This window comes from Ignicoccus sp., assembly GCF_056435145.1.
In genome coordinates, this window is record NZ_JBWNMZ010000015.1 from 39,663 (window position 1) to 58,284 (window position 18,622).

Consider the following 18,622-nt stretch of genomic DNA (forward strand, 5'->3'; position numbering starts at 1 on the left):
ACCGTTTGAGGGCCAAGCCCCCCGGATGGTTGGCCTTGGACTGGACGGCGGAGACGTGGGTCAGGTGGTTCGCTTACTCCTCCCTCCTGGCCGAGCCCCCCTCCGTGTGGACCTCCACGAGCTCTCAAGTAGCCTTCATAGTCAGGGTGCTGAAGTCTCACGGCGTCAGGAGCGGGCTGATCCTCGACGCCGGCTGCGGGACGGGGAGGATAACCGTAGGGTTGGCCGAGTACGGCTACGACGTGTTGGGGATAGACATATCCCCCAAGTTCGTTGAGGAGGCCAACGAGAGAATAGCCCGGGCGGGTGTCGAGAACAAGGCCCGGTGTGCAGTTGGGGACTTGAGGAGACTGCCGGAGGTAGTGAAGGACTTGAGGTTTGACGCTATAGTTTCTTGGTTCTCCAGTTTCGGATTCTACGGCGACGAGGTGGACAGAGCGATACTTCGCAACTTCGCTTGGACGTCCAAGCCCGGGGCACTGCTCTTGTTGGACGTGGAGAACAGGGACTCTGTGCTCAGGGCGAGGGGCTTCCAGATGAGCTACAAGTGGACCTTGGAGCACGGAGACAAAGTAATGATAGTTAACAGTCGATACGACCCTTGGAAGTCTATGGACGAGAGCGAGGTCGAGGTCTACGAGAGGGGAGAGGACGGCTTAAAGAAGGTGACTACGATGAACTTGCAGTTCCGCCTCTACTCGCTTCACGAGCTCGCGAGGCTCGCGAGGGAGGGCGGTTGGAAGCCCCTAGAGGCCTACGGCGACTGGTCCGGAAGGCCCTTCGAGCCCTCGTCGCCTAGGGTGGTGCTCGTGGGTAAGAGGACTTAAACCCTCTTGAAGTCGACTACTTTGTTCTCGTAATCTATCAGCGCGTAGTGGCCGTGCCTCAGTGGGCCCGGGTTGACCACCAAGGTCTCGCCCAGCCGGCCCCACCCCCTTGCCTCGTGGACGTGGCCGCAGTGCACTACCTCCGGGGACTTCTCCTCAACCAACCTCCTGACCTCCACCAGACCTATGTGGACTCCGTTCCAAGCCCTGTCCACAACCCCCTTAGGAGGGTAATGCGTGAGCAACACGTCGAAGTCCAGCCTCATTAAGAGCTCGGCGGACGTCTTGGGCTCTTGGCCGGAGAGGCCAGCGAAGCGCTTGCCGTTTACCTCCCTCACTTCGTTCTCAATACCGTAGCCGAGCTCCTCCAAGAGGTCCGCCACCTCCGGGTCGTCCAAGTTTCCTGTGACGGCCAACACCGGGGCCTTGGACGACTCTAAGGCGTGTACTACGCTTAAGCACTCGAAGTCCCCAGTCGCGACCACTAAGTCGTACTCTTCCCGCTCCAATACTTCTTTGAGTTTGGCCGACGCGCAGTGGACGTCTGAGACGTGTAGGACCCTCACCCTCTCTTCCCCTTCCTCTTGTTCTTCTTGAACCTATCTATTTCGGAAAACCTTATCCCGTTCTTATCGACCAATATGAAGGTTCTCCCCCTTACCTCAAGCAACCTCGCCCCCAACCTCTCCGCGACCTCCTCGGCTACTTCCCTTCTGTCCCTCTCTAACACCTTGATCACGCTCTTCTCTATCTTTACCTTGACGAAGCCCCTCTCCTTCAGTTGTCTCTTTATTTCCCTCAGTACCTCTTCCGTCACTCCCTTCTTCCCTATGTGGACCGTCTCCCTCGTCTGGCTCAGCTCTCCCCTCAGCCCCTTCAAGCTCTCCCGGATACCTCCTAACGTACCCACAATTTAAGCACCTAATCACTACCGTTGGCTTGCCCTTGTTCCTAACCCTAACGCTCGCGGTGACGCCCGGAATCAACGGGACGAAGCACCTCCTGCAGAACCTCCTCTTGATCTTCTTGGGGACTCTGTAACCTCCCTTCTTGGCCACTGCGAAAGCTTGTCTCCCCAACGAGGAGGCCACCTCCAGCCTCCCTTTCCTCGCCTCTTGAAACGCCAGGTCAACGAGGGCGTAGAACCTCTGTTTGGCCAAGTCCTTTAAGAGTTCCCGCTTTTTCAATTTCTTCCCCTCAATGCCCTCTCCAGCCAAGCCTTGGCTAAGTCCGGCCTGTCTGTGGCGAAGGCGTCCACCCCGAGCTTCAACGCTTCTTCCACCTCCTTCGGTCTGTTGTGGAGCCATGTTAGGACTTTCAGTCCCAAGCCCTTCGCCTCTCCGACCAGCTCCCCGTCGGCCACGTCCCTCCGGGGTGCTGCCCACTCGAGCTCCAAGCCCTCCACTAGCTGTCTTAAGGAGAGAGGCCTCACCACGAACAACAAACCCTTGCTCGGGTATTTCAACCTCTTGAGCTGGGGAGCGTAGAACGACAACACAGTGACAAGCTCCCAGCCCTCCAAAGCCTTGTCTAGGGCCTCGGCAGCCAAGGGGCTGGGGTCCTTAAGCTCAACGAAGAGCCTCTTCTTGTGGGATTCGACCACCAAAGCCAAGACTTCTTTTAGCGTAGGCACGTAGGGCAAGTACCTCTTCAGCTGTCCCAACGTTAATGACTTTATGTCGTACTTCTTGTTACCTATCTGCACTTCCCTGTCGTGGTGAACGACCAAGCTGCCGTCCCTCAAACGCCACACGTCGCACTCCACTGCGTCCGCCCCGCTCTCTAAGGCGTACCTGAACGCCCGGACAGTGTTGCCCTTAACTACGAACCTAGCCCCTTGGTGGCCCACTACAATGGGCTTCAACGCTCTTACCACACTTTTACTGCCCAGGGGAGCGCAAAAGCGGAAAACCATGGGTGTGTGCGACCAACTCGAAGGGTTCGAGGACGTATTCATGAAGTACTTGGAGGATGTGCAAGACCTAGCCATTAAAATGGCAACCTCTAGGTTCTTTATTAGGGATGACCCAATCAACCTTCCGCTTAAAGTACTGAGAAAGGTAAGCGTCCGTTTCGGGGGGAGGACGGTAACGGAAGCGTTCTTCCAGCGCTGCATGAGGACGTTGGAGTGGCACCACTACCCTCCGTGGACCTTCTCTTATTTTATGTATTCTTCTGTGTTTCACGGGGTCCTTGGCGCGCTGATTAAAGATCCCAAGGACTTTATCGAGGCGTGCGAGCTGTTCGAGAAGGAAAGTCAAGAAACTTACGTGAACCTCCTCAACTACTTGGCCTTGGCGGACCTATTGAAGTTCATGGCACCCTCGGTGGTTTCCGGAAAGTTCACCTTTTGCTACATACCTAAAGCGGACTTGGAGAAGAGGGGCATCAAGCGCGTGGGAATTGGCAAGTACTTACCGCTCTACGACGTGAAGGGCTTATTTAAAATAGAAAACTCGGAAAGCCTTATGAGGGAGATATTCGCGTGTGAGAGTTACAAGTGCGAGGAGTGCGGCGTAGTTCCAGTAGACAACTCGGCCCTCTTAGACCTGGGCGCGGCTTACGGGGAGACCACCCTCTGGTACTCGCTCTACGCCTCGAACTCCAAGCTATTGGCCGTAGACGCTTCGGCAGAGGTGTTGAAAGTAGCGACGAGAAACAAGGAGTTGGCCGATAAGTTTTTAAGATCCAAAAATAATGAGATGATAATAATAAACAAGGCGATCAGGAAAGAGTCCGACGTGGAGGAGCTGACGAGGTTGATCGAGGATAAAGATAACTACTTCCTCAAGAGCGATATAGAAGGCTACGAGAGGGACGCTTTGGAAGTCTTTAAAAACTTCTTGAAAGAGCGAAAGCCCTACTTGGCCTTGGCTGTCTACCACCGTTGGGACGACTTAATAGTGATCCCGAGGGAGGTGAAGGAGATCAACCCAGACTACAAGCTTTACTTGAAGCCTCACATCTCCTTCTATAAGGTCCCTTACGGGCACTCCTACGTCCTCTTCGCGAGGTGACAGACGTTGGAGTTGTTGGCCTGGAACCTACCCGAAGGGATTAAATTCAAAATAAAGGTAGTAAAAATGAAGATGAAGATAGACTTTGAGACGAGTTTCGGAATGGCTGAGGGGGCGCGGGTAATAGCGGTCGCTGAGGCGGAGGGGTGCAAAGGCTTCGGCGAGGCCCCCGCAGAGTCGGAGCCGCTCTACAGCGGAGAGTTCGTGGACTCGGTAATATCATTCGCTAAGCTAGTTATTCCCAAGATTAAAATGGTTGAAAACGTAAGTGGTCTCTTAAAGACTCTAAACAAGTACCGGGGCAACAACTTCGCCAAATCTATGATAGAGTACTCAGTGCTGACCTTACTCTCTTGTTTGAGGAAAGAGAGCTTGGTCAAGGCAGTGGGCGGGAGGAGGGTGAGGATACCGATTCAAGAGAGTATAGGAATAGTGAGGGATGAGGAGGAGCTGGTCAAGTGGGCCGAGAGGGCCCTCGAGTGGGGCGCGAGGAGGCTTAAGGTTAAGATAAAGCCCGGCTGGGACGTAGAGCCCGTGAGGACCCTCAAGAGGGAGTTCCCGGGCGTCCCGGTGTTGGCCGACGCCAACGGGGCTTACAACCCTCTCAAGGACGTCCACTGGGAGTACTTGAGCAAGGTGGCTTCTTACGCTGACGCGCTGGAGCAGCCTTTCCCGCCCCACGACGTCGTCTTCTCTGCGAAGCTCGCCTCCTCTGAGGGCGTTGAAGTAATTTTGGACGAGAGCCTGGAGGAGCCCGAGGGCGTAGCGGAGACGGCCCACTTGGTGGACGCCTTGGGGGCTCCCTTAGGAATAAACCTCAAGCCGCCTCGTTTCGGGGGACTGATCAAGAGCGTGGAAGCCATAGAACTAATATTGGAGAACGAGCTACCGTTCTTCATAGGAGGAATGTTAGAGACCGCGATCGGGAGGAGCTTAAACATGACCGTGGCCTCGTTGGCCAGGGGGAACCTCGAGCCCTCCGACTTCAGCCCCGAGGACCACTTGTTTGAGAGGGGCCTTGCGAAGGATCCCTTCGAGGTCAAGTGCGGTTTCGTAGAGGTGAGGGACGCTCCGGGCTTATTGTTTGAGATAGACGAAGATTATTTGGATTCGATAACTGTTTCTGAGGTGGTCTTTTGAAGCCTCTGAAGCTCCCGCCCAAGATAAAGGTCCTAGAAGCCTTGGGAGCCTTGGCCGACGGGAGGGTGAAGTTGAGGGACGGGAGGGCGGAGGTCGTCTCGAGTGAGGGCGACAGGGTTTACGAGGTCTGTGTAGACTTGGAGAGGAGGCTGGCGGACAGCACGGACAACGGAACTAGGTTTAGGGGCTACGCGGGCTATCCAATAATAGCAGTCCTAATGGCGTTGGGAAAGCTCCCTTACGACCCGGAGGTCGCCGAGGCTTTCAAGGGAGTACCTTGGAGGAGGTTAAACGAGGAGTACAAGAAGTACTCAAAAGTAATGGAGGTAGTGTTGAAGGAGGCGGAGAGGAGGGGGGTGAGGCGCGAGAGGGTGCTGAAACTTGTGGAAGAAATAATAAGGAAGCTAAAAGATTTGGGGTTGAGAAAAGGTTGCTATCTGTAGCTTAAGGCGGCTTCGGCGAGGTAGAGCTCCAGCTCCTCTTCGGAGGGCTTGGGCTTGGGGAGTTGGACTGCGGTCTGCACGCTAGACCCCGAGAGCTGGTCCGAGCGGACCCTTAAAGGTCGGTGTCTAACGCTCTGTTAGACAGTAGTAGAAAAAGTTTATCTGGAGGGGAGGCACTCGGGGCCCACCCTTATCACTTTGACGTCCTCCCCTCCAGCGTCGACCTCCGCTTCGAGCCTTTCAAGTACTAACTTCAGTTTTGCGTTGCCCAGCTCGCGTTTCAAAAAATCTACGGTCTTCTCGTCTAGCTCAACTACCAAGACCAGCTTCAATTACTCCCCTCCCTTCTTCGCCTCGACTACGCTCTCCTCGGTGGGTTCGGCTGTAATTATCAGCTTTCCGTGGACGTCCTTAATCTCCATAACTATCTTGTTTACTCCCTTGGCGCTCAAGGCGCCAAAGACCTTCTCCAAAACTTGGTCGTCTATCTCAGCTTCCATGTGGGCATGCATCTTAGCCACGCGCCATCCCTCGAGGGGTACTACGGCGAGTCTCCTTAATTCTCTTATCTTTGAAAAACAACTATCTCTATGTATTGAAAATTAGATGTTCCCTGGTTAATGGGTCGGCGCGAAGGAAAGTTAACTGGGTTGGGTGGAACCTTGAAGCTCGCCGTCGTGGGGGCTTGGGGGTACTTGGGGGCGAACTTGGCGGAGCTCACGGAGTCTTGCGGAATAGCCCGGAAGTCTAGCGCGGAGAAGAGACCTTTCTTGAAGGATGCATTCAAAGACAAGGAAACGTACTTGATAAATGAAATAAATGAAGAAGAATTGAGGCTGGTCTTGGAGCGCTGCGGCGCGGACGCGGTGGTCTACGCGGCGGGCAAGCTTTTCGGCAAGCGGGAGGAGATGTACGACTCCCACGTGACCAGGGCGTTAATCTCCTTAAAGGTCGCAAAGGAGCTCGGCCTTAAGTACGTGTACGTGAGCTCGGTGGCGGCGATGGGTTTAGCCGACACTTGCGAGGAATCTGGGAGGGTGAGGGAGGAGGACGAACTCTTGAAAGGTTGCGTCCCAATCGGGAAATATTCCGAGACCAAGGCTGAAGGCGAGAGGGCGGTATGGAGGGAAGGAGGCTCAATAGTGAGGCCTGCACTGGTAGTGGGCAAGTGGGCCTACCGGCCGGAGTGGAAGCTCTTGAACCTTGCAAAGGAAAAATCGCTCCCAATTCCAAACATGAACGTCAGCACAGTTGAGTGTGTGGCAAAGGCTATAGAAAGGGCTGCCTCGTCGCCCGGGTGGTACCTGGCCGTGGACGGCACGTTGAGGGACTTGGGCTTCAAGGCTTACGACGTCAAGCCCCCGAGACTCGTAATAAAAACTTTGAAGCCTATTGCGCACGCATTGGCGGTTATGAGGTACCGATACGAGAGCAAGAAGCTCAAGTGTTAGTTCTCCTTAATAGCGTCTGCCACTTTCTTCGCTATTTCAGCCACCGCCTCGTCGGTTATAGCTGTGGGCCCTATGGCGTTATACTTAACTTCGGCAACTGACTTGTAACCGCAGTTCTCCAGTGTCTTCTTCAAGTCCTCTATTGCTGCGCTGGACCAGCCGTAGTTTGAGATCAACACGGCCTTCTTACCGTTCCCCACCTTCCAGCAGAGCTCTTGAGCTACGAACTTTAGGAACGGGAAGGCCTCGACCTCGTAAGTGGGCGTGGCGAACACCACTATCTCCGCGTCCGACGCGTCCGTCAATATCTCGGAGATGTACGGCCGAGAGGTGTCGTTGAAGCCATAGACGGTCACTTCCATCCCCTCCTTTACCAGCTCGCACTCCACTCCCCGGGCGATCTTCTCTACGGTACCGTACATGGAAGCGTACACCAGAAGCACCTTGTTGTGCTTAGGTTTCGACTTGCCTACGTCCTTGTACACTTGGAAAACCTTGTCTACGTTCTTCCTCCATATAAGTCCGTGGGCCGGAGCCACGATCTTCGGCCTTATTCCGAGCTTCTCTAGCTTGGTAATGTTTCTGTCTATCCATTCCCTGTAATGTCCTATCACCGTCACTACGTACTTCCTCATCTCTCTTATCATCTCTTCCAGCTTTACGCACTGGTCATCGAAGAAGGAGAGTGGGATCCCATATCCCCCGAAGGCGTCGCAAGTAAGCAACGCTCCCTCGTCCTCGAGCCACGTCATCATCGTTTCTGGCCAGTGGAGCCACGGCGTGTGGATGAACCTCAACCTCTTGCCGCCTACCTCCATCACTTCTCCGTCCCTCACCGCTTTGAACCTCTCCTTGGCCTTGGGATATGCATTCATCATTCTGCCAGCCAGTGGGTGACCCAAGACCTTTGCCCCCGACGCCCAGCGGAGCACGTCCTCCAAGCTGCCCGAGTGGTCAGGCTCCATGTGATGGACCACTACGTACTTCAAGCGGTCTGGCGAGGTTAATCTCTCTAGGGCCTCCATCAAGTGGCTGGAGAACTGCCTTTTCCACGTGTCGAACAACACGTCACCTTCGTCAGTTTTCAACAAGTAGGCGTTGTAAGTTATACCTTCGGGTATCTCCCATAAGGCTTCAAAGTACTTAGTGTAGCGGTCGTCAACCCTAAGGACGTACAAGCCTTTAGTAACCTCGGCTATGTGATACATTACCAACTCTTCAGCCTCCTCCTAGTTAGCGACAGGTCGCGAGGAATTTTGCTTTCCCGTGTCGGTCGGTTCGACCCAAGTCCTCCAGTCGGGTTCGGACTTGAGAGCAGCCTCTTGTAGTTTAGGTACGAGAATAATCATCTTCGTAATCTAATGTATAACTCATCATCAACTTTTTCTCGCTCCTCATTTCCATTTTCCTCATTGAGCCCGTGGGAACACTCTATATTCGGAACCGTACCATTACTATTCTCATTTCTCAACCCCCTTATATCTTTTCATGGGAACGCCCAAGGCCTTAGGGGTAAGGGCAGAGGAAAATCTCTTAAATGGAGAGAAAAATAGCTGGGAATTGTAAGGAAGCGGTAGAACGAAAGCCTTTTAAGGGAAGGAACTTGGAGCTTTATACGGAAGCGCTCGGCGGAGTCTCAAGAGAGGATAGAAAGCTAGAATAGATGAACCAAAAGAAATTAAAATATGGAAGTGGAGTCTCAAGAGAGGATAGAAAGACTAACACAGCTGAAGCAATCTCTTGACAAGAATATCATCAAGTGGAGTATCAAGAGAGGATAGAAAGGCGGGTTAAGTAAGCGCTGGTACTTTTCCATTTCCTCCTCCTCGTGGAGTCTCAAGAGAGGATAGAAAGAACGGTTGCACGGCCACCATTACGTTCAGCGTGCCCGTCTTGGGTGGAGTCTCAAGAGAGGATAGAAAGAGAAAGAAATAGACCTTCGTATGCACGCGTGCCGCACGTGTGGAGTCTCAAGAGAGGATAGAAAGCCAGCCTGGTGCCCAACGTTGTTAATGCAGGTTTCACCAAGGGTGGAGTCTCAAGAGAGGATAGAAAGTGCAATACTTTGTACGGCGCACGAGAAATGTGATAACGGAGTCGTGCGGTGGAGTCTCAAGAGAGGATAGAAAGATGACGCGATTCAAATGAGCCTAAAAGTTTTCATAAATGCGGTGGAGTCTCAAGAGAGGATAGAAAGATCACTTCCTTCTTCACTGTTCTCACCCCTCACTCCTCAGTGGAGTCTCAAGAGAGGATAGAAAGTTACTCTCGTCGTTAACATTGCCGTCACCATCGATATGAGGTGTGGAGTCTCAAGAGAGGATAGAAAGAATGGCTCGGTACGGCGGGGGCTGGCGCGGTAAAGCACTGGTGGAGTCTCAAGAGAGGATAGAAAGATGCAGAGTAACATATCATCTTCGACAACCTAAACATATCACGGGGGTGGTCGGGGTGTCGGAAAGGTTTGAATTTGTAAACCTCACGCCGCATGACCTTAACATATGCAGAGACGGAAAAATGGTAACACTCCCGAGCAAAGGGGTGGTCAATCTAGAAGAAACGGTAGATATAATAGGAGAAGTAGAGGTGGAGGAGTTAAGAGTTCCATTGATAAAGGTCAGGTACAGCGACAAGTTCGACATCAAGTTGAAAGAGGACATCGACCTAAGAGGTAAAATATTGATTGTCTCTGGTCTATTTAACGAAGCTATCGCTGATGAACTAAAAGAGCAGACCGGTGCCAGAGCAGTGTTCGCACCATATACACCACGCGCTGGCGAGCTAGCGCCCGAGAGGGACGAAAAGGGGCGTATCAAGTGCATAAAGGCGCTTAGATTTTTAGCTTAATTTTTCTTTCCTCCTTTCTATCCTCTCCTCTAGTATTTCTTTCTAACATACAGAGGAGTTTCGAAAGAGGATAGAAAGATTGCTACGAGAAATTTATTCCACAACTTTACTGGAGCGTTAAGAGGGGGGACAGAACGTTGAGAGGAGGGTTGAGAATTAAAGGCCTGGGAAAGAGGGACCCCCAAGGTTATTACGTAATAGTAGCAAAGGAGGGAGCCGAAGAGTTCTTGCCTCCGGATGCACTGGTGGAAAGGGTTGGCGACAAACTCCTGATCCGTTTGAAGTCGCGCTCCTTAGCCCTCAAGGTTCTTAGGTCCCTCGAGGCGGCCGGCTTGTTGGACGGGCCTTGAAGGTGAGCGTAGTTTACTATCCGGGAGATCCCGCAGCTAAAGGAACAGCCGAGATCCTTGAAACGGAATACGGAATTAAGGTAATAGAGCTGCCGGAGGACCCGCCCTTCTTCGAATTTAACGAGATGGTCGGGGACGCGTTCATCGTCCTTTCGAGGCACTCCAGCGAAAAGAGGGTGAAAGCGTTCACAGTGCATCACACGGGTAACTTCGGAGAGGCGAGGCTCGGAGGGGAGCCCAGGAAGCTCGGAGTAGCTTACCCCTCCCTCGCTTGTTCCCTTCTAAGGGCTATGAACGCCTCCCGGAGGGAGGGCTACGACGTGACCTACGAGGCCACCCACCACGGCCCCACTAGCGACAGGCCGTTGGTCTTCGTGGAGATAGGGTCGACGAAGGAGGACTGGGAGGACCCGGCTAACCACAAAGCCTTGGCCCGGGCAGTTGCGTCGTGGGAGGACTACAGTTGCGAGGCCCCCAAGGCGGTTTGGGTGGGCGGACCTCACTACTCCAAGAGGGCCACCAAGAGGTGCTTGGAGGAGGAGGCTTGTTTCGGCCACATAGCAGCTAAATATGTCGTTGAGAGTTTAGACGAAGAACTGTTGAGACAAATGGTGGAGAGGAGCTTCGAGAAGCCCGAAAAGGCATACGTGGAGAAGAAATCGCTCAAATCCGAGTCCCGCTCGAAGCTCATTAAAATTATGCAAGACCTCGGTTTAGAGGTACTCTTGGTCTGAGGGGCCTAGGTGCGCGGTTTTTTGGATTTTAGACGAGACCTCGTTGAGGGTCGCTCTGTAATGCACAGCGTAGGGAACGTTTTGTATCTTCTAGAGATGAGAAGCAAGGACTGGGACCGAAGGAGAGATCTTTTAGATAAGGGCCTCAGCGTCACCCTCTGTCCTCACCGCTCGTAGCAGCTCACCCATACCTCATCGGCCTTCGAGTACTACCATCGTACCAATCTTTTTAAGTCGACACTGACTAGCCCCCGGACGGAGGGATCAGTAGTATGAGCAAGAAAGAGAAGCCTCACATGAACTTGATAGTGATCGGCCACGTAGACCACGGCAAGAGCACCCTAGTGGGTCACTTGTTGTACGAGCTGGGCTTCGTTGACGAGAAGACGCTGAAGATGCTGGAAGAGGAGGCCAAGAAGAGGGGCAAGGAGAGCTTCAAGTATGCCTGGCTGCTGGACAAGCTCAAGGAGGAGCGCGAGAGGGGCGTTACCATCGACTTGACCTTCATGAAGTTCGAAACTCCCAAGTATTACTTCACCATCATCGACGCCCCCGGCCACAGGGACTTCATTAAGAACATGATCACCGGTGCCAGCCAAGCAGACGCGGCCATACTGGTGGTCAGCGCCAGGCCGGGTGAGTTCGAGGCCGGTATGAGCGCCGAGGGCCAGACCAGGGAGCACATACTCCTAGCCAAGACCATGGGTATCGATCAAGTAATAGTAGCCATTAACAAGATGGACGCCACCGAGCCTCCTTGGAGCGAGAAGAGGTACAAGCAGATAGTAGAAACTTTGAAGAAGTTCATGAAGGGCTTGGGCTTCAAGGTAGACGAGATACCGTTCGTACCCGTGAGCGCTTGGACCGGCGATAACATAATTAAGAGAAGCGAGAACATGCCGTGGTACAAGGGCCCGACTTTGGTCGAGGCTCTGGACAACCTCAAGCCGCCCAGCGTGGAGAAGTGGGCTAAGCTCCCGCTCAGGATACCCATCCAAGACGTCTACAGCATCACCGGCGTCGGCACCGTCCCAGTAGGAAGGGTAGAGACCGGCGTCCTTAAGGTCGGCGACAAGGTAGTGTTCATGCCGCCGGGGGTAGGGGGTGAGGTCAGAAGCATAGAGATGCACCACGAAAAGATAGAGCAAGCCATGCCGGGCGACAACATAGGCTTCAACGTAAGGGGCGTGAGCAAGAACGACATAAAGAGGGGAGACGTGGCGGGTCACCCGGAGAACCCGCCCACCGTGGCGGACCAGTTCACCGCCAGAGTGTTCGTCATCTGGCACCCCAGCGCCATAGCGGTCGGCTACACCCCGGTGGTCCACGCTCACACCGCCAGCGTCGCTAGCAGGATAATAGAGATCAAGCAGAAGATCGACCCCAGGACCGGTAAGGTGATAGAGGAGAACCCGAGCTTCTTGAAGCCGGGCGACGCGGCGGTAGTGGTCTTCAAGCCCCTCAAGCCGATGGTGATAGAGAAGTTCCAAGAATTCCAGCCTCTGGGCAGGTTCGCCATGAGGGACATGGGCAAGACCGTCGGAATAGGCATAGTAACCGACGTTAAGCCCGTCAAGGTAGAAATCAAGATGAAGAAGTAAGCCCCCTTTTTGTCCCACCTTCCCTTAACCCCTTGAGTACCACGTGTAGGCAAGGCAACACCAAGAGGGCCCCCGTAGGGAGCAAGAAAACCTTCTTCTGCTCCCTCCCGGGGTAGTTCTCCAGCAACAGCTTCACTTGTTTACATCCCCCGAACAGCATCAGGAAGAATGCGGCCTCCACCAAGTCGACCCCTTGCCTCAAGGGGTCGCACGTCCTGGTCGCTTGTTCCCCGTCTATGTAGTACAAGTCTCCTCCCTTAACCAAGAAGTTGTCGAACTTCGCGTCACCCAGTGCCCAGCAAAGCGAGTGGGCCCTCCACAGGGCCCGGGCCACCTCCTTCCCGTCGGGGCCGAGCACATCCCCCTCTAAGTACTTCCTGACCAAGAAACCCTTCCCGAGAGACACGAGCTCCGGGGTTGGGAGCTCGGAGAGCAAGAAGAGCGCCTCCCTCGCGGCCCTTTCTGTAGGAGAGAGGGAGTAAGGGAAGAAGGGGAAGAGAAGCTTCGCGGGCAACCACTTAATTGCCCTCCAGCTCTCGTATACCTTCACTACCTTCTCCCCTTTCGGGGAAGCCTGATACAATAAGGTCAAGAGCCCTTTGATCGCCCTCAAAAACTTGTTCAACATGGGCCATCAGCTCAGAGCAGTAGGTACTGGCAGCGCGGGATAGAAGTACAAGAGCAACACGACAGACGCCATGAACCACATCATTAGCTCGAGTCCAGAGTTGGACTCCGGTTCTTCCTCAGGCTTCTTGGCGACCGCTGCTATAGCCTTCGCGTAGCCATATCCCGTGGCCGCGGTGAACACTACGGCCGCCAGCGCTATGGCTAGGGCGTACCAGCTCGGCAAGTTCTCCGAGGTCAGTAAATTTATTAACGCGAACAGTTTAGCGTTGAACCCTGCCGTCGGCGGTATGCCCAAGAGCGACATCATCCCTATAGCGAAGGCCAAGGCAGTCAAGGGCCTCTTGTACAACAGGCTCAATTCGTTCAAGCTGACCTCGTTTTCCTTCTTCAGCAGTAGAACTGCAGAGAAGCCTATGGTGTTGGACAAGGAATAGGCCAAGGCGTAGTAGGCAAGTATCGCTGCGGCCGTCGGGCCGGGGGCTGCCAAGGCGAGGGCGGCGAAGCCGGCGTGGGCTATGCTGGAGAAGGCGAGCAACTTCTTAGTTCCCGAACTGAGGGCCATGCCCCCGGCGGCCACCGCTATGGACGCGACAGCTAAGAGCATGACCGGCACTAGCACTTGCCAGTAGCCCACACTCATAGCCATCTTTAGCGGACCGGCTGCGAGTATTCCCAACGCTATGAAGGCGCTGGCCTTGACGGCGTTGGACAAGTACAAGGCCGCGCTGGTGCTGCTCAAGGAGTAAACGTCTACCGCCCACGCGTGCATTGGGACCAACGCCACCTTGACCATTATGGAGGCCAGTATGAGTGTCAGTCCGACTATAGCAGTTGAGGTCTGGGTGAACTCCACTAAGCTAAAGGTGTTGGTGCCGGCGAAGTAGAACGCCAGCCCGGAGAAGAGCAATACGGCTGCAAACACACTGAACACCAAGTAAGTGCTGAGCGTCCTTATCTTGTCCTTGGAGGCTGGGTAGAAAGCTATCGCAGCCGCTGAGAGCGACATTGCCTCGAGCGATATTGCTAGGGTGGCCAAGTTCCTCGAGGCCGCAACCAAGTAGCCGGCTATCGTGACCAGCGTTACTAGCAGGACGAAGTGCCTTTGGGATCTGGTGTGGAACAAGAGTGTCATTATAGACGGTACAGTTATAGCCATCATGCCCATCTGGGTGTAGTAGTCTCCCACTATGCTTCCCACCTTACCGCTTGCGAAGAATATGCTGAGCGTCAATAGGAACGCAGACAAGTACTTGGACAGTTGGGCCGGTAACAAGAGGGCTTGGAGTATGGCTAACAAGCCCAACAAGAGGGAAACTATCACTTGTCCTCACCCCCCTCCTTTATCTTAATAACGTCGACATCACGATAGACGTAGTTGAAGAGCGTAACCAAAGCAATGAGCATCGCCCCCTCAATTCCTATAGCCACCAGCGCTAGGAGGCCCAAAACCTCTCCGGAAGCTTGCCACTGGGCGGCCGCGGCCGCGCCCAGTATCGTTACAGTCGCTGCCCCTACTATCTCCAGCGCTAACATTATCCTTATCAAGTTCCTCCTGGCAGCTATGCCGTAGAGCCCTACTACGAGGAGGGGAATAGTGGCCCAGATGGCCGCTCCCAGCTCGCTCAAGCTCTCACCTCCTGTAAGAACACGTACCTAACTATGTAAGCTGAAGCTATCAAGGCCACTATTAGCAAAACGCTGAGGGCTACCGTAAGTCCTATATCTTCGAACAAAACGTCTGCTATCTTCGACGCGTCAGAGCTGTAGAAGGTGAAAGTTCCGGGGGTGTTGAGCGTCAGGAAACCGATGCTTATCCCTAACACGCTGAGCGCCAGCGCAGCTACGGTGCCGGCGCTCCTAGACTTGAGGACCTCCCTTCTCTTTTTTGATGATATTGCGGCGTACAAGGCCAGTATCGCCACCGCGCCGGCGCCCAAGAGGACTTGCATTGCTCCGACGAACCACGCGCCTAGGGAGAGCAAGGCGAAGCCTGTGAGGAGGAATACCATTACTAAGGAGCTAGCCGCCCTAACTATGTCGGGGTCCCACAACACGGCCGCCGCGAATGCTGTGGCCATTCCCATCAGCAGCACGAACGCTTCCATCACTTCTTAGCACCCTTCTCTGCCTCTTCCTCGAGAGCTTTTTTGATCTGCTCCGCCCTCTCCTTAACTAAGTGCTCTACCCTATCGTAATCGATAGCGTCGTTCTCCCAGCCCTTTTCATCTATTAACTTCGTAAAGGCCGCCCACTCCCACGGCTCCCACAGTATCTTCTTCTTTTTGCTAACTATCGAGACTACGTTGCTGTGCCTCAAGGCCCCTGAGACGGGCGGACACGCGTCCACGCAGAGGCCGCAGAACAAGCAGTGGGTCGGTTCAAAGGCTATGTATATTCCGGGCCTGTTCTTCTCCGTCTTCGGGCCGGGGCGGCGGTACAAGCAGTTGTTAGGACAAGCCAGCACGCACGCACCACAGCCTATACACTTCTCTATATCGTACACTAGCACGCCTCTGAAGTTCTCCGGCAAGTCGTTCTTTTCAAAGGGATAAAGGGTGGTCGGCCGGGACTGCACCAAGTACTCAGCGACCGCCTTTAACGACTTCAGAACCCCCAGGACGTTTGTCTTTCTCCCCCACCTCTCCCTAACCTCTACGAACTTCCTCTCCTCCAAGGGTCTCACCTCACGCGAGCCAAACACTCTTTACAATTAACGATATGAAAAGAGCTACTATCGATAAGGCCAGAATCTTCGTCCAGCCTAGTTCGAGTATCTGATCCACCCTAGGCCTCGCCAGCGCGGCCCTTACTAGTATGAACAAGGCGAACACGGCAACCATCTTAACGGTGAACCATATAGCGTTAGTCAGCCCCACCGGCACTCCCGGCAAGGCGGGACCCAGCCACCCCCCTAGCAAGAAGACCGTGATCAGCGCGTCGGCGTAGAGGGCTTTCGTATACAAGTACAAGCCGTAAAGCAGTATGAACTCGCCCGCGCCGTACTCCACGTTCCATCCGTGGACTATCTCTTGCTCCGCCTCGGGGTGGTCGAAGGGAGGTCTCTCGCTCTCTGCCAACAGCGTGATGAAGAGTACCAGCGCAGCTATGGGGTTCAAGAGGGCAAGCCACGTAGACTTTTGGAAGTTAACTACCTTGTAGAAGCTCAAACCTCCCAATGCGGCGACCGCTGCAATTGCTATTAAGAAGGGCACTTCGTACGTTATCAGCAAGAGCACGGTTCTGAAAGCCCCCAAGGCTCCGTACTTGTTTGCTTGGTTCCAAGACAGCATGTACATCAAAGGCATGGTTACCGCAACTACAGCGACGTACCCCAAGAGGCCCACGCCGGGGGCCAGCCGGTCTAACAACTTCGAGGCGGCATAGTCGCTCAAGTTCACGTTAACTCCCGCGAGCTTGAGCAGCCCCTCCAAACCGGAAAGGGCTACGTAGTCCAGCGGAATCAGGACCAAGGGTACGGATATTATAGCTATGAGCAGCAGGGGCAGCCCGTAATAGAAGAGCTTGTTAGCCCTCTTGGGAGAGTACAACTCTTTTGATAAGTACTTTAGGAAGTCAGCTATCAGCTGCAGTAGTCCGGCGTAGCCCACGTGAGCCGGCCCGTACCTCTGCATGATCTTGCCCCACAGTTTCCTTTCCATATAGATAGTTACCAAGTCCAGCAACCCGGAGTACCCGAAAGCCAAGATCACGGAGACTAGCGTCAGTACGACAAGGAACTCGCCGCCGACCATTGACTCTGGCCCTAGCTCGACAGCGCGGAATGAGATTATCTTTGTTAACGCCGAAGAGGGGGGCCCGCTGGGTACGCGGATTGAACAGGAGCGAAGGACTCAGCCTGGCGTTGCTCGTCCTAGGAACCGTAATGCTCGCTTACCCGGCCTTGACCTACTCGCCCCCGGCGGGCTACTGGGGCTTCGCCCCGGCGGTTGTGGGCTCTACGTCCGGCGCCCTCTCCAACTTGAGCGTCCGGACCGTGTCGGGGGAGGGTAGGTACTACGTCGGGGGAGCCTTGCTGGGCTACGACTTCCAAGGCTCTATGGGAGGGGCTGCCGTGGCGGCGGCGATACTTGCCGGCAAGCCTCTAACCGATTACGACTACCTCTACTACCTAGCCGACTTGGGCTACAACGTGACCTTCAGGGCAGCCGGTCCCAGCGGAAGCGCGCTGGCCTCGACACTAACCCTCTTAAGCTTACTCAACTTAAAGGTGATCAATCACCCAGCAATGACCGGCATGATAGGCTTGGGCGGGGAAGTTCTGGTGGTCGGCGGGGTAAAGGTGAAAGCGAAGGCCGTCAAGAGCTATGGCATAGACACGTTCTTGGTGCCCGTAGGCGAGGCCGTGCCGGAGGGAGGCCTCAAAGTAATAACAGTTGGAAGTATAATAGACGCGGCTAGGTACTTCACTAACCAGAACGTCACCGCAGCGCTGGGGAGCGTCTGCCGACCCCCCGAGGAGTTAAAGAGACTTGACGTCTTCAAGGACCACTACAAGAAGCTCTACAATTTGACAGTTGGGATCATAGCCAAGTATAACATAAACAACACGGAGATAACTAAAAACTTGAGGTTTGCTGAGTGGGCATCGAGGCAAGGCAACTACTACGCCGCGGCGAGCTATGCCTTCACCGCGTTGATAGAGGCCTACACCGCGTACTACAAGAAGCTGTTGAATGCCACGCCAATAGATAAGGAACAAGATATAGTAAATAAGGAAGTGAAGGAACTGATGAAATATACTGAGTTAGAACCCTCGGGCTGTGGGGCCAACTATTGGACCGCGGAGGCGTGTGCGGCAGTCTACAACAGGGAGTTCAGGTTGAAGGAGATGCTAAAGTTCTTAGAAGCCCACATCAACTTCACTACCCCGGAGTCCCTCCCTTCCGTTGCGTCCGCCTTGGCCAGGGCCAAGGCCAGGGCGGTGAGCGTAGAGCTGTGGGCGTCCGCGGTTAAGAGCTTGGCCCAGAGGCCCTACGCCCCTCCGATTAGGGACTTGCACGCCTTGGCTAGGGAAGCATACGCCGTAGGCCTCGCGGCAGCTAGGTACGCTCTGAGCGTGGTTCCCCCGGGGAACTCGCTCTCCGACCAAATAGAGGACGCGGTAGACGAGATGGCAAGGGCCATGTTTAACGGTAACTTCTTCAAGGTTATAGGCTTATCATCGCTCGCCTTCGAAAACTCGGCGGACGCGTTAGGCAGCATACAGAACAGCACGGTGGTGGCCAGAGAGATAATGCCCCTGGTGGTCGGGAGGAGCTACTGCAAGACCCCTTCCTTCATAGCTTACAACTATTCCCAGTACGTGAACAGCTTGTTGAGGACAAATCCGGCGGCGGCGGAATTCTTGGCCTACACTTCTCTATATTACGCACACTTGGCGGAGCTCAACCAAGTGACTTCGCCCGGTAGAGTCCCCTCTTAGGCTTTTCCACCAAACCGTTTTTCTCAAGCTTGTCCAATACGCTCCACAAAGTTTTCTTGTTTATACCCAATTCCTTGCTGAGCTCATCCAAACTGGCTTCGCCCCTCAAGGCCAACGTCGCGTAGACCCGGGCCTCGAG

The 18,622-nt window shown here is 54.4% G+C and carries 23 protein-coding genes, 1 pseudogene and 1 CRISPR repeat array; of the genes and pseudogenes, 10 read left to right on the forward strand and 14 right to left on the reverse strand.

The annotated features are described in order from the left end of the window. The first annotated feature begins 5 nt into the window (after positions 1 to 5). On the forward strand, positions 6 to 827 hold the full coding sequence (locus tag AC1HCZ_RS05020) for a class I SAM-dependent methyltransferase (protein ID WP_479462454.1): 822 nt from the start codon (positions 6 to 8) through the stop codon (positions 825 to 827). Here AC1HCZ_RS05020 and AC1HCZ_RS05025 read toward each other — a convergent pair. The 4 genes and pseudogenes from AC1HCZ_RS05025 to AC1HCZ_RS05040 all read right to left on the reverse strand — a co-directional run bounded on the left by AC1HCZ_RS05025 (position 824) and on the right by AC1HCZ_RS05040 (position 2,691). Continuing rightward, a complete protein-coding gene (locus AC1HCZ_RS05025) occupies positions 824 to 1,393 on the reverse strand; it encodes a metallophosphoesterase family protein (protein WP_479462455.1) in 570 nt (189 codons plus the stop codon). The two genes, AC1HCZ_RS05020 and AC1HCZ_RS05025, sit on opposite strands and share 4 nt — an antisense overlap. Beyond that, entirely contained in the window at positions 1,390 to 1,737 is a 348-nt protein-coding gene (locus AC1HCZ_RS05030) for a YhbY family RNA-binding protein (RefSeq protein WP_479462456.1), read from the reverse strand. Before AC1HCZ_RS05030 ends, AC1HCZ_RS05025 begins: the two co-directional genes overlap by 4 nt. Positions 1,738 to 1,792: 55 nt before the next feature. Continuing rightward, positions 1,793 to 1,918 (reverse strand): annotated as a pseudogene (locus AC1HCZ_RS05035) (ribonuclease P Rpr2/Rpp21/SNM1 subunit); the annotation flags it as partial. Between the two features lie 92 nt (positions 1,919 to 2,010). Then, complete coding sequence (locus AC1HCZ_RS05040) at positions 2,011 to 2,691, reverse strand: glycerophosphodiester phosphodiesterase (protein WP_479462457.1); 681 nt, start codon at positions 2,689 to 2,691, stop codon at positions 2,011 to 2,013. Between the two features lie 49 nt (positions 2,692 to 2,740). Between AC1HCZ_RS05040 and AC1HCZ_RS05045 the strand changes: the two genes are divergently transcribed. The 3 genes from AC1HCZ_RS05045 to AC1HCZ_RS05055 are packed head-to-tail and all read left to right on the forward strand — an operon-like array spanning position 2,741 to position 5,427. Then, positions 2,741 to 3,844: a class I SAM-dependent methyltransferase gene (locus AC1HCZ_RS05045; protein ID WP_479462458.1), complete on the forward strand. Its 1,104-nt coding sequence runs from the start codon at positions 2,741 to 2,743 to the stop codon at positions 3,842 to 3,844. Between the two features lie 6 nt (positions 3,845 to 3,850). After that, a complete protein-coding gene (locus AC1HCZ_RS05050; protein WP_479462459.1) occupies positions 3,851 to 4,984 on the forward strand; it encodes an enolase C-terminal domain-like protein in 1,134 nt (377 codons plus the stop codon). Then, a complete protein-coding gene (locus AC1HCZ_RS05055) occupies positions 4,981 to 5,427 on the forward strand; it encodes a hypothetical protein (protein ID WP_479462460.1) in 447 nt (148 codons plus the stop codon). The genes AC1HCZ_RS05050 and AC1HCZ_RS05055 overlap by 4 nt, the downstream gene beginning before the upstream one ends. Positions 5,428 to 5,585: 158 nt before the next feature. On the opposite strand, the gene AC1HCZ_RS05060 is transcribed toward AC1HCZ_RS05055, so the two are convergent. Together AC1HCZ_RS05060 and AC1HCZ_RS05065 are read right to left on the reverse strand one after the other, a co-directional pair. Then, a complete protein-coding gene (locus AC1HCZ_RS05060) occupies positions 5,586 to 5,759 on the reverse strand; it encodes a hypothetical protein (protein WP_479462461.1) in 174 nt (57 codons plus the stop codon). After that, positions 5,760 to 5,948, reverse strand: coding sequence for a hypothetical protein (locus tag AC1HCZ_RS05065; RefSeq protein WP_479462462.1), 189 nt, complete (start codon positions 5,946 to 5,948; stop codon positions 5,760 to 5,762). Positions 5,949 to 6,089: 141 nt separating this feature from the next. On the opposite strand from AC1HCZ_RS05065, the gene AC1HCZ_RS05070 reads away from it, so the two are divergent. Further along, positions 6,090 to 6,878, forward strand: coding sequence for an NAD-dependent epimerase/dehydratase family protein (locus tag AC1HCZ_RS05070; RefSeq protein WP_479462463.1), 789 nt, complete (start codon positions 6,090 to 6,092; stop codon positions 6,876 to 6,878). Here AC1HCZ_RS05070 and AC1HCZ_RS05075 read toward each other — a convergent pair. Continuing rightward, positions 6,875 to 8,086, reverse strand: coding sequence for an FprA family A-type flavoprotein (locus AC1HCZ_RS05075; protein WP_479462475.1), 1,212 nt, complete (start codon positions 8,084 to 8,086; stop codon positions 6,875 to 6,877). The genes AC1HCZ_RS05070 and AC1HCZ_RS05075 overlap by 4 nt on opposite strands. A 420-nt stretch (positions 8,087 to 8,506) precedes the next feature. Further along, a CRISPR array of direct repeats spans positions 8,507 to 9,274; the repeat unit is 26 nt; unit sequence GTGGAGTCTCAAGAGAGGATAGAAAG. Positions 9,275 to 9,395: 121 nt separating this feature from the next. Here AC1HCZ_RS05075 and AC1HCZ_RS05080 point away from each other — a divergent pair. The 4 genes from AC1HCZ_RS05080 (at position 9,396) to tuf (ending at position 12,410) form a co-directional block, all read left to right on the forward strand. Further along, positions 9,396 to 9,725, forward strand: coding sequence for a hypothetical protein (locus tag AC1HCZ_RS05080; RefSeq protein WP_479462464.1), 330 nt, complete (start codon positions 9,396 to 9,398; stop codon positions 9,723 to 9,725). 137 nt (positions 9,726 to 9,862) lie between these two features. Continuing rightward, positions 9,863 to 10,075: a hypothetical protein gene (locus tag AC1HCZ_RS05085; protein WP_479462465.1), complete on the forward strand. Its 213-nt coding sequence runs from the start codon at positions 9,863 to 9,865 to the stop codon at positions 10,073 to 10,075. Between the two features lie 2 nt (positions 10,076 to 10,077). Beyond that, complete coding sequence (locus AC1HCZ_RS05090) at positions 10,078 to 10,809, forward strand: D-aminoacyl-tRNA deacylase (RefSeq protein WP_479462476.1); 732 nt, start codon at positions 10,078 to 10,080, stop codon at positions 10,807 to 10,809. Between the two features lie 272 nt (positions 10,810 to 11,081). Then, complete coding sequence (gene tuf, locus AC1HCZ_RS05095) at positions 11,082 to 12,410, forward strand: translation elongation factor EF-1 subunit alpha (RefSeq protein WP_479462466.1); 1,329 nt, start codon at positions 11,082 to 11,084, stop codon at positions 12,408 to 12,410. On the opposite strand, the gene AC1HCZ_RS05100 is transcribed toward tuf, so the two are convergent. The 6 genes from AC1HCZ_RS05100 to AC1HCZ_RS05125 all read right to left on the reverse strand — a co-directional run bounded on the left by AC1HCZ_RS05100 (position 12,394) and on the right by AC1HCZ_RS05125 (position 16,792). Continuing rightward, positions 12,394 to 12,960, reverse strand: a complete 567-nt coding sequence (locus AC1HCZ_RS05100) for a BUD32 family EKC/KEOPS complex subunit (RefSeq protein WP_479462467.1) — start codon at positions 12,958 to 12,960, stop codon at positions 12,394 to 12,396. The genes tuf and AC1HCZ_RS05100 overlap by 17 nt on opposite strands. Positions 12,961 to 13,044: 84 nt before the next feature. Next, complete coding sequence (locus tag AC1HCZ_RS05105; RefSeq protein WP_479462468.1) at positions 13,045 to 14,361, reverse strand: proton-conducting transporter transmembrane domain-containing protein; 1,317 nt, start codon at positions 14,359 to 14,361, stop codon at positions 13,045 to 13,047. Continuing rightward, positions 14,358 to 14,666 carry an NADH-quinone oxidoreductase subunit K gene (locus AC1HCZ_RS05110; RefSeq protein WP_479462469.1) on the reverse strand — a complete coding sequence of 103 codons (309 nt, stop codon included), beginning with the start codon at positions 14,664 to 14,666 and terminating at the stop codon, positions 14,358 to 14,360. Before AC1HCZ_RS05110 ends, AC1HCZ_RS05105 begins: the two co-directional genes overlap by 4 nt. Beyond that, positions 14,663 to 15,145 (reverse strand): NADH-quinone oxidoreductase subunit J family protein, encoded by a 483-nt coding sequence (locus tag AC1HCZ_RS05115; protein WP_479462477.1) that lies wholly within the window; start codon positions 15,143 to 15,145, stop codon positions 14,663 to 14,665. Before AC1HCZ_RS05115 ends, AC1HCZ_RS05110 begins: the two co-directional genes overlap by 4 nt. Further along, positions 15,145 to 15,714 (reverse strand): 4Fe-4S binding protein, encoded by a 570-nt coding sequence (locus AC1HCZ_RS05120; protein ID WP_479462470.1) that lies wholly within the window; start codon positions 15,712 to 15,714, stop codon positions 15,145 to 15,147. The genes AC1HCZ_RS05115 and AC1HCZ_RS05120 overlap by 1 nt, the downstream gene beginning before the upstream one ends. Positions 15,715 to 15,724: 10 nt before the next feature. Continuing rightward, the gene (locus AC1HCZ_RS05125; RefSeq protein ID WP_479462471.1) at positions 15,725 to 16,792 is read right to left on the reverse strand and encodes a complex I subunit 1/NuoH family protein; all 1,068 of its coding nucleotides are present in this window, start codon (positions 16,790 to 16,792) and stop codon (positions 15,725 to 15,727) included. Positions 16,793 to 16,872: 80 nt separating this feature from the next. Here AC1HCZ_RS05125 and AC1HCZ_RS05130 point away from each other — a divergent pair, with 80 nt between their 5' ends. Further along, a complete protein-coding gene (locus AC1HCZ_RS05130) occupies positions 16,873 to 18,483 on the forward strand; it encodes a S16 family serine protease (RefSeq protein WP_479462472.1) in 1,611 nt (536 codons plus the stop codon). Here AC1HCZ_RS05130 and AC1HCZ_RS05135 read toward each other — a convergent pair. After that, a complete protein-coding gene (locus tag AC1HCZ_RS05135) occupies positions 18,446 to 18,598 on the reverse strand; it encodes a helix-turn-helix domain-containing protein (RefSeq protein WP_479462478.1) in 153 nt (50 codons plus the stop codon). The genes AC1HCZ_RS05130 and AC1HCZ_RS05135 overlap by 38 nt on opposite strands. Positions 18,599 to 18,622 lie beyond the last annotated feature (24 nt).